10 protein-coding genes are annotated in these 14,983 nt (G+C 70.2%); 3 read left to right on the top strand and 7 right to left on the bottom strand.

All coding sequences use genetic code 11. The features are described from left to right. Nucleotides 1-74: 74 nt before the first annotated feature. From ACWGIH_RS17145 to ACWGIH_RS17135, 3 genes are all read right to left on the bottom strand, one after another. A complete protein-coding gene (locus tag ACWGIH_RS17145) occupies nucleotides 75-1,370 on the bottom strand; it encodes a LolA family protein (RefSeq protein WP_453452544.1) in 1,296 nt (431 codons plus the stop codon). Between the two features lie 249 nt (nucleotides 1,371-1,619). Next, nucleotides 1,620-2,618 (bottom strand): CHRD domain-containing protein, encoded by a 999-nt coding sequence (locus ACWGIH_RS17140; protein WP_453452546.1) that lies wholly within the window; start codon nucleotides 2,616-2,618, stop codon nucleotides 1,620-1,622. Between the two features lie 145 nt (nucleotides 2,619-2,763). Next, the gene (locus ACWGIH_RS17135) at nucleotides 2,764-3,774 is read right to left on the bottom strand and encodes a polyprenyl synthetase family protein (RefSeq protein WP_365823639.1); all 1,011 of its coding nucleotides are present in this window, start codon (nucleotides 3,772-3,774) and stop codon (nucleotides 2,764-2,766) included. A gap of 307 nt (nucleotides 3,775-4,081) precedes the next feature. On the opposite strand from ACWGIH_RS17135, the gene ACWGIH_RS17130 reads away from it, so the two are divergent. After that, nucleotides 4,082-5,596: a peptide MFS transporter gene (locus tag ACWGIH_RS17130; RefSeq protein ID WP_453452548.1), complete on the top strand. Its 1,515-nt coding sequence runs from the start codon at nucleotides 4,082-4,084 to the stop codon at nucleotides 5,594-5,596. A 19-nt stretch (nucleotides 5,597-5,615) separates the two neighbouring features. After that, nucleotides 5,616-7,604, top strand: a complete 1,989-nt coding sequence (locus ACWGIH_RS17125; RefSeq protein WP_453452550.1) for a CocE/NonD family hydrolase — start codon at nucleotides 5,616-5,618, stop codon at nucleotides 7,602-7,604. Between the two features lie 22 nt (nucleotides 7,605-7,626). Here ACWGIH_RS17125 and ACWGIH_RS17120 read toward each other — a convergent pair whose 3' ends face one another. From ACWGIH_RS17120 to ACWGIH_RS17110, 3 genes are all read right to left on the bottom strand, one after another. Beyond that, nucleotides 7,627-8,469, bottom strand: a complete 843-nt coding sequence (locus tag ACWGIH_RS17120) for an HAD family hydrolase (protein ID WP_453452551.1) — start codon at nucleotides 8,467-8,469, stop codon at nucleotides 7,627-7,629. 279 nt (nucleotides 8,470-8,748) lie between these two features. Continuing rightward, the gene (locus ACWGIH_RS17115) at nucleotides 8,749-9,951 is read right to left on the bottom strand and encodes an FAD-dependent oxidoreductase (protein ID WP_453452553.1); all 1,203 of its coding nucleotides are present in this window, start codon (nucleotides 9,949-9,951) and stop codon (nucleotides 8,749-8,751) included. 92 nt (nucleotides 9,952-10,043) lie between these two features. After that, the gene (locus ACWGIH_RS17110; RefSeq protein ID WP_453452555.1) at nucleotides 10,044-11,300 is read right to left on the bottom strand and encodes a carboxylate--amine ligase; all 1,257 of its coding nucleotides are present in this window, start codon (nucleotides 11,298-11,300) and stop codon (nucleotides 10,044-10,046) included. Nucleotides 11,301-11,494: 194 nt separating this feature from the next. Here ACWGIH_RS17110 and fahA point away from each other — a divergent pair, with 194 nt between their 5' ends. After that, the gene (gene fahA, locus ACWGIH_RS17105) at nucleotides 11,495-12,799 is read left to right on the top strand and encodes a fumarylacetoacetase (protein WP_453452557.1); all 1,305 of its coding nucleotides are present in this window, start codon (nucleotides 11,495-11,497) and stop codon (nucleotides 12,797-12,799) included. Between the two features lie 113 nt (nucleotides 12,800-12,912). Here the strand turns inward: fahA and recQ are convergent, their stop codons facing one another. Beyond that, complete coding sequence (recQ, locus tag ACWGIH_RS17100) at nucleotides 12,913-14,889, bottom strand: DNA helicase RecQ (RefSeq protein WP_453452559.1); 1,977 nt, start codon at nucleotides 14,887-14,889, stop codon at nucleotides 12,913-12,915. Nucleotides 14,890-14,983: the final 94 nt, after the last annotated feature.

Here is a 14,983-nt window from a genome sequence, read left to right as displayed (position 1 = left end):
GCCCGCCGCCTGTTCATCTGCTGCGAGTGCTTCGTGGCTGATCGCGCAGTTCCCCGCGCCCCTGAAGGGGCGCTCTAGTTCGCGGCGTCCGCTGCCTTCACCAAAGCTTCCTTGGTCACCGCGCCCGCGTAGACCTTGCCGTCCTCGGTGATGAGGGCGTTGATCAGGCGCGTCTTGAAGACCGTGCCCGAGCCGAAGTCGCCCGACACCTTGTCGCCGAGCGAGTCGAGGAAGCCCTGCGCGTCCTGCGGGATGTCCCCGGAGGCGCCCGTCGGGAGGCCCTGGCCACCCGGCAGTTCGAGCTCGGCGATGGAGTTCCAGCCCTTGCCGATGACGTTCAGACCGTTCAGGTCCTCGCCGCCCTTGAACTCCTTGCCGGCCTTGAACTCCTTGCCGCCGAACTCCTTGCCGCCGTCCTTGAAGCCGTGCTTCTCGGCCTTGGCGTCATCGCCCTCCGTGACCTTCGCGCCCTTGGGCGGCGTGAAGTCGAAGGTCGAAGCGGCCGGCTTGCCGAAGTCGACCTTGGTGAAGCCCGCGTCGACGACCGCGCTGCCGCCGCCGGACGGGGTGAGCGTGAACTTCAGCGGCGTGCCGGTCTCGGAGTCCACGGCGACCGTGATCTGGCCGATCGTCGAGCCCGACTGCTTGGGCTTGATGACCAGGCGGTAGGCGTCGCGGCCGGCGACCTGCGCGGTGCCGTCCACCTTCACCGACGTCGTGTCGTCGACCGCCTTGAGCGCTTCTTCGGCCAGCTCCTTGGGCGTGGACGGGACACCCTTGGGGAGGTCCTTGTCCCCGGAATCCCCGGAATCCTTGGAATCCTTACCGGCGTCCTTGGCCGCCGACTTGGAGTGATACGCCTCGTTCGACTTGCTGTCGTACGCCCACACGTCGTCGCCGTTGTGGATCAGGCTGTACTCGGCGGCGTCGTCCAGGATCGACAGCTTCTGCTTGTCGGGGCCGTCGGCGGCGACGCGCAGCGTGTGCGTGCCGGTCGCCAGCTCCATCAGCTTCGCCTGCGGGTCCGCGGCCGAGCCCTTACCGTCCCCGCTCCCGCCGCCCGAGCCGCCACCAGGGGCGAAGCCACCGGCCATGCCGCCGCCGAGGGACGGGAGGCCGAGGTCGGTGCTGATCTTCACGGTGCCGGAGAGCTGCTCCGTGTCCGACGCGGCGATCTTCTCGATGAGTTCCTGGGCGGTGACGTCGGGCAGCTTGGGGTCGCCCGACGTGGCGAGCGCCGGGACGAGCCCGATGGTCGCCGCCGCCACCCCCGCCACCGCGACGGGGACCACGTAACGCGCCGCCTTGCGACGGCCCGCGCGCAGCTCCCCGCTCTCGCTGGTGTTCTGCTCCGGTTCGTACGGTGCCATTGTGTGCCCTACCTCCGTGGTCGGCGGCGGCCTTCCCAGTACGTGCGTGCGTCCACTCCTCGCCGCCATTCTCACCCGAACAGGTCAGGAGTGGTTGTTCTTGCCGGACCTTGCTTGTCTCCATACGACCAAATCAGCCGACAAGAAGCGTCAGACCCCGGGAGCAACTCCACGTACTGCTGTGGGATGACAAAAAGAGGCGACGCCTCCCCCGACCAGTAGGGGAAGCGCCGCCCGAGCACTCAGGGTTCAGCGCTGCACGAACACGTAGTCCGCCTTGTACGGCACCTCCGCGATGGCGCCCTGTTCGCAGTCTCCCGCCGGTGCGACCCCGCCCACCGTGTTCAGGCGCAGGATCTCCGCGGTGCCGGCGAGCAGCCCGCGCGGCTTGCCCGTCTGCGTGGCCGCCAGGTCGAGTTCGGGGATGTTCTTCTCGCCGTTCGGGGTCCTGGAGATCAGCTTGCCGGTGACCTGGCTGCGGTCGGGGGCGGTCCAGCGCGGAGTGCCCGAGTTGGGGGCGACGAAGTCGTGCGCGATGCCGCCGCCGAGCCTCGCGCGCACGTCACGCTGCGCGAAGGCGAACTTTCCGGAACCGTCCTCGGTCTTCTTGCACTCGTAGATCTGCTTGCCCTTGAGCACCGAGGCCTGGAAGTGGGCCGCCACGTCGCGGAAGTCGACGTCCGTGGTCACCTTGTGGAGCTGTCCGCGGACCGCGCCGCCGGGGAACTCGGTGGTGTGCAGATTGGCGTAGAAGCTGTTCGGGTCGGCCTTCAACTGCCCGAGCAGCGCCGCGTCGTCGACCTTGACCGTGCCCGTGACGCGATGGCCCTTGCTCGTGCCGAGCAGCCCGGTGAAGTCGATCTTGACGCCGCCGTTGGTGCCCTTGGCGCCCTGGTGGATGTGGAGGGCGGTCGGCCTGTCCGTGCCGCGCCACTTGACGCTGACCGACACCCGGTCGCCCTCGACCTCGACGAATTCGAGCGCCCTGCCGTCCTTGTCGCCCACCGCGGGGCCGCCCTGCACCGGCACCTCGTTCGCGCCGTTCATGCTCGCCGCGAAGACGGCTCCCGCACTGCTGGTGCCGCTGCTCGCGTTACTGCTGCCGCTGCTCGCGCTGCCGCTGCCGTCGTGCGCCGCCGCGGTCGGTGCCGCGACCGCCACGCCTCCCGCGGCGGCGACGGCCACACCGGCGGCGAGCAGAGCCCGGCGGCGGCGCGTGAACATGCCGGAAGTACCAAAAGTACCCATGATCAGAAATCTCCCCCGTACCCGAGCCGACGCCCCACTGCGTCAGCTTCCGGACATAGGTACGGATTGGATCCGATCCCGGACTCAATCCAGGGCCGACCCGAAAGTGTGACCTAGGTCACGCACATCGCGCGCGGCGGGAGACTCAGCCCGCCCGGTGCACCACCAGATCGCAGAGCTCGACGAGCGAGGTCTTCGCGTCGCAGTCCCGCAGCGGCGCGAGGGTGTCCCGCGCCTCCTCCGCGAACCGCACGGTGTCCTTGCGCGCCTGCTCCAGGGCCGGGTGGACCCGCAGCCGGGCCAGCGCCTCGGCGTGCCGCGCGTCGTCCGTCAGATCCGAGTCCAGGAGCTCAGACAGGGCGATGTCCTCGGGCAGCCCGAGCTTCTCCACCCGCTCGCGCAGGCGCAGGACCGGAAGGGTGGGGATGCCTTCCCGGAGGTCCGTGCCCGGCGTCTTGCCGGACTCGTGCGAGTCGGAAGCGATGTCCAGTACGTCGTCGGCGAGCTGGAAGGCGACGCCGAGCCGCTCCCCGTACTGGGTCAGGACGTCCACGACGGTCTCGTCGGCGCCGGACATCATGGCGCCGAAACGGCACGCCACGGCGACGAGCGAGCCGGTCTTGCCACCGAGCACGTCGAGGTAGTGGTCGATCGGGTCGCGGCCCTCGGTCGGGCCCGCCGTCTCCAGGATCTGGCCGGTGACCAGGCGTTCGAAGGCCTCCGCCTGGATGCGGACGGCGTCCGGGCCGAGGTCGGCCAGGATGTACGAGGCGCGGGCGAAGAGGAAGTCACCCGTGAGGACGGCGACGGAGTTGCCCCAACGCTGGTTGGCGCTCTCGACGCCGCGGCGCACGTCCGCCTCGTCCATCACGTCGTCGTGGTAGAGCGTCGCGAGGTGCGTGAGCTCGACGACGACGGCGGAGGGCACGACACCCGGCGCGTACGGATCCCCGAACTGCGAGGCGAGCATCACGAGGAGCGGCCTGAACCGCTTGCCGCCCGCGCGCACCAGATGCTGCGCGGCCTCCGTGATGAAGGGGACCCCGCTTTTGGTGGCGTCGAGCAGACCTTCCTCGACGGCCGCCAATCCGGCCTGGACATCGGCTTCGAGAGCCTGGTCCCGCACGCTGAGGCCGAAGGGCCCGACGACGGTCACGAGGGGTTCTCCTGTCTGCTGACGATCACAAGTCGGTCACTCGGTCGATCATCACTCGGTCGATCTTTGCGCGATGACGGGGTCGATGACACGGTTTGTCGATGTGTCGCTGCCCTCGCACAAGTCAGCGTATCCGGTCGCCTTTCGATCACAGTGGGCACCCGCCTGTGCAATGCCGCCCAGGCGGCATGCGAACACCACCGGTATGTTCTTGATCAGCTGATACGCCCCACAAAACCCGATCGCCCCGTAATCCTCGTAATCCACGAAAGCCCCATGCACCACAGAACTACCGGGAGCACAACCTTTGTCCCGCACTGAGGCCGACACCGAACCGCCCGCGGAGCCGCCGACGGAGCCGCCGCCCGGCGACGACCACGCCTTCTTCGGGCAGCCGCGCGGTCTGCTCACCCTGTCGGGTCTCGAGGTCTGGGAGCGCTTCTCGTTCCTCGGCATGCAGGCCATCCTCGTCCTGTACTTCGCGGACTCCGTCGCGAACGACGGAATGGGCATGGATTCCGGGACCGCGGCCTCGGTGTCGGCGGCGTACGGAACACTCGTCTATCTCGTGTCGGTGGCCGGCGGCTGGCTCGCCGACCGCATCTTCGGCTCGTACCGCGCGGTCCTGTGGGGCGGCATCCTCATCGCCTGCGGCCACTACTCGATGGCCGTGCCGACGGCGACGATGACCTGGGTCGGACTTGGCCTGATCAGCGCGGGCACCGGCCTGCTCAAGCCGAACGTCGCCTCGATGGTCGGCAAGCTCTACCGCACCGACGACGACCGGCGTGACGCGGGCTTCGCGCTGTACTACATGGGCATCAACATCGGCGCCTTCGCGGGCCCCCTGATCACCGGCTGGCTCGGCGACCACAAGGGCTGGCACTGGGGCTTCTCGGCGGCCGCCATCGGCATGACGTTCGGCCTGGTCCAGTACGTGCTCGGGCGCCGTCATCTCGCCGGACGCAAGGCGTCGGCGGAATTCGCGCTCCCCAAGGACGCGATGCGCCGCGCGATCGTCCTGATCGTCGTGGGCGTCCTCGTGTTCGCCGCCCTCGCGGGTGTGCTCGCCGCCGTCGGCTGGCTGACGATGGACCGCTTCGTCGACCTGCTCACCGTCATCTCGGTGATCGCGCCGATCGTCTACTTCGCGGTCATGTTCCGCAGCCCACGGGTGACGCCCGAGGAGCGCGGCCGCCTCAAGCCGTACGTGGTGCTCTTCCTCGCCTCGGTCGTCTTCAACTTCATCCTCTTCCAGGCCTACTCGACGATGATCCTGCTCGCGTCGACGAACGCCGAGACCTCGATCCTCGGCTTCACCTTCCCCGCCAGCTGGTACGCCTCCGCGCTCGGCGCCTTCGAGGTCGCGCTCGCCCCCGTCGTCGCCGCGGTCTGGGCCCGGATGGGCCACCGTCAGCCGCACGCCTCCAACAAGATCGCGTTCGGTGTGATCCTGGGCGGCCTGTCGTTCCTGCTGATGGTGCTCCCCACCTCCGGGCACGGCGACGACACGTACAAGATGGCGGTCTGGTGGATCGTCGGCTCGTACCTGCTGCTCGGTCTCGGCGACATCCTCGTGGAGACCTCGGGCATGTCGGCCACGACGAAGCTCGCGCCCCGGGCCTTCGCCAGTCAGACCATGGCTCTCTGGTTCCTCTCGCTCGCCCTCGCCAACGGCATCCAGGCCCAGATCGTGAAGCTGTACGGAGAGGTCTCCAACCCGGCGTACTTCGGCGTGAACGGGGCGATCGCGGTGGCCGCCGGTGTCGCCGTCATCCTGCTCGCCCCGTGGCTCCGCCGCACCATGCACCCCGTCCACTGAGGACACTGAGGTTCCCCCCATGCAGATTCGCCAGTCCTTCCCGTACGAGACCACCCGCGAGGACGTCCAGGTACCCCTCCCGGACGGGACCAAGCTCTACGCGCGCATCTGGCGCCCGGTGACGGACGAACCCGTCCCCGTGCTCCTGGAGTACCTCCCCTACCGGCTGAGCGACTGGACGGCGCCACGCGACTTCCAGCGCCACCCCTGGTACGCGGGCCATGGCTACGCCTCCGTGCGCGTGGACGTCCGCGGTCACGGCAACTCGGAGGGCATGCCGACCGACGAGTACTCCCCGGTCGAGCTGGCCGACGGGGTCGAGGTCGTCAACTGGCTCGCCGCGCAGCCCTGGTGCTCCGGCAAGGTCGGCATGTTCGGCATCTCCTGGGGCGGCTTCAACTCCCTCCAGATCGCGGCCCTCGCGCCCGAGCCGCTCAAGGCGATCGTCACGGTCTGCTCCGCGGACGACCGCTATGACAACGACGTGCACTACATGGGTGGTTCCGTCCTCGCGGTGGACATGCACGCGTGGGCGGCGACCATGCTCGCTTTCGTCTCCCGCCCGCCGGACCCGCTGTTCGTCGGCGACCGCTGGCGGGAGATGTGGCTGAGCCGCCTCGAAGCCGTGGACCCCTTCATCCACACCTGGCTCGACCACCAGACGCGGGACGCCTACTGGCAGCACGGCAGCGTCTGCGAGGACTACGCGGCGATCGGCGCGGCCGTACTCGCGGTGGGCGGCTTCCACGACCCCTACCGGGACACCGTCCTGCGTCTGGTCGAGCATCTTCCGGGCGACGTACGGGGTTTGATCGGCCCGTGGTCGCACCAGTACCCGGATCGGGGTCTTCCGCCGGGTCCGGCGATCGGCTTCCTCCAGGAGACCCTGCGCTGGTGGGACCACCACCTCAAGGGCATCGACACCGGGGTGATGGCCGAACCGAAGCTCCGCTCCTGGATCAGCGAATCCCACCCGCCGGCCACGGTGTACGCCGAGCTGCCGGGCGGCTGGGTCGGCGATCCCTCCTGGCCCTCGCCGAACGTCACCCCGACCCCGTACGCCCTCCAGGGCGCGCCGGTGATCGTGAACTCCCCCCAGCACACGGGCCTGGACGCGGGGCGCTACTTCCCCTTCGGCAACGACGCCGACCTGCCGCCGGACCAGCGGGACGAGGACGCCAGGTCGGCGTGCTTCGAGTTCGAGGTCCCCTCGGCCGTACGCATCCTGGGCCGGCCCAAGGTGAAGCTGCGCCTGGCGCTGGACACCCCGTCCGGCCAGGCGATCGCGCGGGTGTGCGACGTGGCACCGGACGGCTCGTCGACGCTGGTCACGCGCGGCGTTCTGAACCTCTCCGCCCGCAACGGCAGGGACCGGGTGGACCCGTGGCCGGTGGGCGAGACGGAAGACGTCACCTTCGAGCTGAACGCGATCGGCCACACGTTCCCGCCCGGCCACAAGATCAGGCTCGCGGTGTCGTCCGCGTACTGGCCGTGGATCTGGCCGCAGGCGGACACGGCGGGCTTCGTCCTCGACCCGGCGGGCAGCGCCCTTGAACTCCCGGTACGGGAGGGCGACCTGGACCCGACGATCACTTTCGAGGCGCCCGAGCAGTCGGAGCCGCTCGGAGTGGTGTACCCGGCGACACTCGACGAGCCGCGCCCCGAGCGCCTGGTCGTACGCGATGTGGCGAAGGGCGAGTGGCGCCTTGAGGTGGACCCGCGCTACGGCGGTACGCGCGTCTACCCGGACGGCCTCGAATTCACCGAGGACGCGGTGGAGGCGTACACGATCAACGAGTCCGATCCGCTCTCCGCCCGCACCCGCTCCGACTGGTTCATCCGGTTGCACCGCCCCGAGCTCGGCTGGGACGCGACGGTCGAGTCACGCTCCGAGATCACGTGCGACGCGACGGACTTCATCACGTCGAACGAGGTGGTGTGCAAGGACGGCGGCGAGGTCGTCTTCCACCGCACGTGGGAGAAGCGGATCCCGCGGACGGCGGGCTAGCGGGCCCCCATAGGACGGCGGGCTAGCGGGCACCCTGAGGGCGGCGGCCCCGCTCCCCCGCACGGAGCAAGCGCTCGAGCACGACGGCCACCCCGTCCTCCTCGTTGGAGCAAGTCACCTCGTCGGCGGCCGACTTGAGGTCGGGGTGGGCGTTGGCCATGGCGATGCCGCGGGCCGCCCACACGAACATCGGCACGTCGTTGGGCATGTCCCCGAAGGCGATGGTGTCCTCGGAGGCCATCCCGAGCCGCTCGGCGGCGAGGGCGAGCCCGGTCGCCTTGGTCACCCCGCGCGGCTGGAGCTCGACGGTGCCGGGCCCTGACATGGTGACGGTGGCAAGCGACCCGACGGCGTCACGGGCGACGGCGGCCAACTCGTCGTCGGTCAGCTCGGGATGGCGCAGGAGGACCTTGCTGATGGGTTCGGCCCAGAGCGCGTCACGCTTGTGGACGCGCACGGCGGGCAACGTGGGGTGCGGCATCAGATACCCGGGCTCGATGAGGGTGAGCCCGTCCACGCCGTCCTGGTCGACGGCGGCGTACACCTCCCCCACCTCGGCCTCGATCTTCCCGAGCGCGGCCTCGGCCAGCTCACGGTCGAGCGTCACGGACCAGATCATGCGGTCGGCCCCGGAGTCGTACAACTGCGCCCCCTGACCGCAGACGGCGAGGCCGCCGTTGCCCAGGTCGTCGAGGAGCGGCTTCACCCGGGGCGCCGGCCGCCCGGTCACCACCAGGTGATGCGCCCCCACCGCGGCCGCCGCCGACAGCGCGGCCAACGACCGGTCGGAGACGGTGTCGTCGCCGCGCAGCAGCGTTCCGTCCAGGTCAGTGGCGATGAGTGAATATGCGAGGGGTGCAGCCATGATCCAGAGAATACGGATCCCGGGCGATGCCGAAAGCAACGTCACAAGAGCTGTGACGAGCGGAGTGCGCTGGTCGCACAACCGGCGCTCGCGGGATTCACCGAGACGTGTCGCCGCGAACCGTCCCTAAGGTATGACTTGGCCCGGAACGCACACCGGAGACGCCATGACGCACGAGTCGACGCACAAACCCACCCAGGAGCGTCCGCACACGCCCCGCACGCCCCGCGCGCCCCTGCCGAGATCAGCATTCGTGACGGAGGGGGCGTCGCCGCCCGTTCAGCCGTGCGCCCGCGCCAGATGCCCCGCCAGCCGCGGTGACGCGAACTCCGTGCCGCACACGAAGCGCATCACCGGGCCGTACGACGCCGCCGCCGGGAGGCCCGTGAAGTACAGGCCCGGGACCGACGAGACGTAGCCCGCGCCCAGCTTGGGGGTGCCTCGGCTCACCGCAAGGCGGGCGCGGAGGGCGGGGCCGAGGAAGTCCATCGCTTCGATGTCCACGCGGTAGCCCGTCGCCGCTATGACGTGATCCGCGGAGAGTTCGCGGATGCGGCCGCCCAGGGTCTCCACCCGCAGGACGGGGCTGCTGTCCCGGACGTCCGCCGACATGACGCGGCGGACCTCGCGCTTGTCGACCTTGCCCTCGAAGCGCTCGCGCAGCCACCACGCGCCCAGCGGCCCGAGTATGCGGCGGACCAGGTAGTGCCGGGCCTGCGGGGGCAGATAGCGGTAGGGGTGGGGGTAGTAGCTGATCGCGTAGAGCGACCAGGCGCGGCCGAACGGCGACTCGGGGCGCAGCTTCGGCTGCTCCCACGGGGGCGACCCGAAGGCCACCGAACTCCTGCCGCGCGCCACCACCTTGACGCTCGCGCCCGCCTCGGCGGCGAGCGCGGCCGTCTCCAGGGCCGACTGCCCCGCGCCGACCACGATCAGCTCGCGCCCCGCGAACCGTGACAGGTCGCCGTGCTGCGAGCTGTGCGAGACGGGCCCGGCGGGGGACGGCCCGTCCGGCACGGCGGCGGCGAGCGCCGGCGGCAGCTGCGCGAGCCCCGAGAGGCCGCTCGCGACCACGACCGCGCGGGCCGTGAACTGCTCGCCGGAGTCCAGCTTCAGGTCGAAGCCCGCCGTGCCCTTGCGGTCCACGGAGACCACCCGCACCTGCTCCAGGTCGGGCACGAGTCTCTCCTTGAACCACTCCCCGTAGGCGACGAAGGTCTCGATCGGGATGATGTCCTCGTCGGTGACCAGACGCCGGACGCCCGCCGCGTCGCAGTAGTCGACGAGGTCGTGGCCGCGCTGCGGCGCGTCGATGTTCGAGGCCGCGGGGGTCGATTTCAGGAGCATGCCCGCGGGCATGTGCGCCCGCCAGCTCACCATCGGGTCGCCGAAGACCCGCACCGGAATCCCGCGGGCCCGCAGATGGGCCGCGGTGGACAGGCCGAACGGCCCCGCCCCGATCACTGCTACCGGATGGATCACGAAGTCCCTCCCCAGGACGTCACTTACCGCGTGTGCCTACTTCGTGGGTGGTGAACGGGCCCGACCGGTCGGCCAGGGCCCGCGTGCCGTGTCTAACTCGTGCTGCTGCCACGGCGGTTGGTCCGCCACAGTTGGTAGAGGTGCTTCGCCCCGGGCCGCACGAAACGCGCGAGCATCGTGAAGAACGGCTTCATGTCGTCCGCCGCGAGCCACGCCAGTTCCGTGCCACTCGCGCGTGGGGGCGCGTGCGGAGTCGTATAGCCGCTGCGGCGGTAGGCGAGGAGGGCGGGCAGGTCGATGTTCTCCACGACATACCGGTGCCCGGCGCGCTGTTCCCCCTTGGGAACCGGGCGCCCCGTCAGGTGCAGATGCATGGCGCGAACCACATCGATCCCGGACTCGCTCTCGAAGAGCCGGAATTGCGCACCCATACGGGGGTTGAAGTCGAGCAGCTTGTACTGACCGTCACGCCGATCGAAGCGAAGGTCGAGGTCGATGACGCCGGTAAAGCCGATCTGCTTGATGAAACGTGCGGCGAGGTCCGCGAGTTCCGGATTGTCGACGACGTACGCATGCGCCGTCATCCCCGCGTGCGGCGGCCAGGAGCGCACCTTGACGCCCGTGAACATCGCGCGCGGCGCCGAGTCCGCGTCGAAGTACGCGTGCACGATCCAGTCCTCGGCCTGCTCCCGCGGCAGATACTCCTGGAGGATCACCCCGGGCCGCTCGCCCCAGCCACGGGCGAGGCAGAGCAGACCCTCCGGGGTCTCGATGCGCGTCGTCCCGTTCACCGCGGGCCGGGAGCGGCGCGTGAACGCCTCGCGGTTCTTGGCGACCACCGGGAAGAGCGCCTGGGCGGCGAACTCCTCGATGTCCCGGTAGCTCTCGGGGAAGGACGCGGCCGGCGAGGCGATGCCGTGCTCCACGCACAGCTCGTGCAGGCCCTGCTTGCTGGCGAGGCGCCGGGGCAACCGCGGCTCCACGCGCGGGAAAAGGAAGCCCGCCGCGGACAGCGGCTCCTGGTGCTCGGCGATGAGCACGGCCGCTTCCTCGTCGGTCGGGATCAGGACCGTGGGTCTGCCGATCCGGCGCGCGATGCGCAGCATCCCCTCGACGAGCCGCCGCGGCTCCTCCAGGCCGGTGGTCGGCCAGGGAAACGCGCCGGTCAGATGGCGGGAGGCCGCCGCCGGTGTGTAACGGTCCTCCGTGATCGCGTACATGGGCACGCCGAGCCGTCCGAGGCTGCGGATCGCGCCGACGCCGCCGTGGTGCAGCGGATAGTTTCCGAACTTCACGATCAGGCCGGGCACCTCACGGTCCACCGCGAAGGACACGCTGTCATTCCTCATGGCCACGGGTCCCCCCACGTGTCCCTCCGTATGACCCGGACCCACCCCGTCCGCGTCCCCCCAAAGGACGCTAAGCCGGAACTGACCACTCCAGCAAGGTTTATTCGGACATTGCGAACTCTTTAGACACTGCCCCAACCGGGGGTTCCCACGTAACGTGTGGCACACCCATATGGAAAGCGAGGCAGGTACGCATGTCCGAGCACACCCCGCTCGATCCGGCCGGGAGCGACCCTTCCGTCCGCTCCGTAGGCGACCCCTTCGCTCTCGCGGAGGGTGATCCCTTCGGGCCGCACAACCTCCCGTACGGCGTGTTCTCCCTGGCCACAGACGCGGGAAGCACGTCCGCGGCCGGAGAGCGCCGCGTCGGCGTACGGCTCGGCGATCACGTCCTCGACGCGGGCGCGGCGGCCGCCGCGCTCGGCTCGCCCTATGTCTCGCTGCTCGCCGGACCCACTCTCAATCCACTGCTCGCCGCGGGCCGCACGGCCTGGTCGGACGTACGGCGCGCGCTCACGGCCTGGGTGACGATCCCGGCGCACCGCGAGGTCGTGCGCCCCCTCATGTACCCCCTGTCCGACGTCTCGCTGCACCTCCCGTTCGAGGTCGCCGACTACGTGGACTTCTACGCGTCCGAGCACCACGCGACACACCTGGGCCAGATCTTCCGTCCGGACGCGCCGTCCCCGCTGACCCCCAACTGGAAGCACCTCCCCATCGGTTACCACGGCCGGTCCGGCACCGTTGTGGTCTCCGGCACCGAGGTGGTACGCCCCTCGGGACAGCGCAAGGCTCCCGCGGAGACGGCCCCGGTCTTCGGGCCCTCCGTCCGTCTCGACATCGAGGCCGAGGTCGGCTTCGTCGTGGGTACGCCGTCGGACCTCGGCACGCCGGTGCCGCTCGCGGACTTCCGGGAGCACGTCTTCGGGCTGACCCTCCTCAACGACTGGTCGGCGCGCGACATCCAGGCGTGGGAGTACGTTCCGCTCGGGCCTTTCCTCGGCAAGTCCTTCTGCACCTCGGTCTCGGCGTGGATCACCCCCCTCGAGGCCCTGGACGCGGCGCGGGTCGCCCCGCCGGAGCGCACGCATGAACTCCTGCCCTACCTGGACGACTCGGCGGAGTCCGTCGCCGACGAACCCTGCGGCTACGACCTCCGCATCACCGTGACCCTGAACGGCCACGTCATCTCCGAACCGCCCTTCTCCACCGTCTACTGGACGGCCGCCCAGCAGCTGGCCCACATGACGGCGAACGGCGCGTCCCTGCGGACGGGCGACCTGTACGGCTCGGGCACCGTGAGCGGGCCCTCCGAGGGGCAGTACGGCTCCCTGATCGAGATCACCTGGAACGGCCGCGACGCCCTTGTCCTTCCGGACGGGAAGCGGACGTTCCTCGAGGACGGGGACGAGGTGACCCTCTCGGCGTGGGCCCCGGGCCCGGACGGAACCCGGGTGGGCCTCGGTGAGGTTTCTGGCAGGGTCGCCTCAGCGCGGTGAGATTCTGGCCGGGGGTGGGGTCACCCCCGGCTCCCTGCGCTCCGGATTCGTCTGCGGCGCCATCGTGGCTGGGTGCGCAGTTCCCCGCGCCCCCAAGGGGCCCGGCTAGCTGCTCAGAAGTCCTCCGGCGGCTCCGGCCACTCCTCCTCCGGGGGCTCCGAGGCCTGCGGGGGCACCGGAGCCGCCGCCGGTGCCGGAGCTGCCGAGCCGCCGAGCCCCGCCAGGACCTCCAGCACGCCCTCCCCGTACGTCGCCAGCTTCTTCTCACCGAGCCCGCTGATGCCGCCGAGCTCCGACAGGAACGAGGGCCGCAGCGTGGCGATCTCCCGCAGCGTGGCGTCGTGGAAGATCACGTACGCAGGCAGGCCCAGCTCCTTGGCCTGCGCACCGCGCCACGCCCGCAGCGCCTCGAACACCGGCACCGCTTCCTGAGGCAGCTCGGCCACGGCGGCCGCCGTCTTCGCCTTCCGCTCCCCCTTCGAGGCCCGGGCGGCAGCCGCGCGCTTCGGCTCCTTGCGCAACCGCACCTCCCGCTCCCGGCCGAGGACCGAACCGCTCTCCTCGGTCAGGACCAGCGTGCCGTACTCCCCCTCGACCGCGAGGAGCCCCTGAGCCAGCAACTGCCGCACCACGCCGCGCCATTCGGCCTCCGCGAGCTCCTCGCCGATGCCGAAGACCGAGAGCTGGTCGTGGTCGAACTGGATGACCTTGGCGGTCTTCTTGCCGAGCAGGATGTCGATGATCTGGCCCGCGCCGAACTTCTGGTTGCGCTCGCGCTGGAGCCGCACGATCGTGGAGAGGACCTTCTGGGCCGGGACCGTGCCGTCCCAGGTCTCCGGGGGCGTCAGGCACGTGTCGCAGTTGCCGCAGGACGGGGCGTCCGCGTCCTGGCCGAAGTACGTGAGGAGTTGGGCCCGGCGGCACTGGGCCGTCTCGCACAGGGCCAGCATCGAGTCCAGATGCGAGGCAGCCCGGCGGCGGAACGCCTCGTCGCCCTCGCTGCCCTGGATCATCTTCCGCTGCTGGACGACGTCCTGCAGGCCGTACGCCATCCAGGCCGTGGAGGGCAGTCCGTCGCGGCCCGCGCGGCCCGTCTCCTGGTAGTACCCCTCGACCGACTTCGGCAGGTCCAGGTGGGCGACGAACCGGACGTCCGGCTTGTCGATGCCCATGCCGAAGGCGATCGTGGCGCAGACGACCAGGCCCTCCTCCCGGAGGAAGCGGGACTGGTGCCTCGCGCGCGTCCCGCCGTCCAGGCCCGCGTGGTACGGAACGGCCTCGATGCCGTTCTTGCACAGGAACTCGGCGGTCTTCTCCACCGAATTGCGCGAGAGGCAGTAGACGATGCCCGCGTCGCCCGCGTGCTCCTCTTTGAGGAAAGCCAGGAGCTGCTTCTTCGGCTCGGCCTTCGGCACGATGCGGTACTGGATGTTGGGCCGGTCGAAGCTCGCCACGAAGTGCTTGGCGTCCGGCATGCCGAGCCGCTCGGTGATCTCCCGGTGCGTGGCGTGCGTCGCCGTGGCCGTCAGCGCGATCCGCGGCACGTCCGGCCAGCGCTCGCCGAGGAGGGAGAGTGCCAGGTAGTCGGGGCGGAAGTCGTGGCCCCACTGCGCGACGCAGTGCGCCTCGTCGATCGCGAAGACAGAGATCTTGGCGCGGGAGAGCAGATCGAGCGTCCCCTCCAGGCGCAGCCGCTCCGGCGCCAGATACAGCACGTCGAGCTCCCCCGCGAGGAACTCGGCCTCCATCACGCGCCGCTCGTCGAAGTCCTGCGTGGAGTTGATGAACCCGGCCCGCACGCCGAGGGCCCGCAGCGCGTCCACCTGGTCCTGCATGAGCGCGATGAGGGGGGAGATGACGACGCCGGTGCCGGGCCGCACCAGGGCCGGGATCTGATAGCAGAGCGACTTGCCGCCACCGGTGGGCATCAGCACGACGGAGTCCCCGCCCGCGACCACGTGGTCGATGATCGCTTCCTGCTCACCGCGGAACGCGTCATACCCGAAGACGCGGTGCAGCGTCCGCAGTGCGTCACTCTCCGCCACCACGCCACTCTCCGCCACCGCGCTCGGTACGGTCACCTCACTCATGCCATCGATCCCATCCATCGCCCTGCCCCCGTACGTCGCGCTTCGACCACAGACTCCACGATAGGGCTCCGGACCGACACCTCAGGAAGTTATC

This window comes from Streptomyces sp. NPDC054872, from assembly GCF_053610705.1.
Note: the sequence above shows the minus strand (reverse complement) of the source record. Positions and strands in the feature narration are given on the sequence as shown.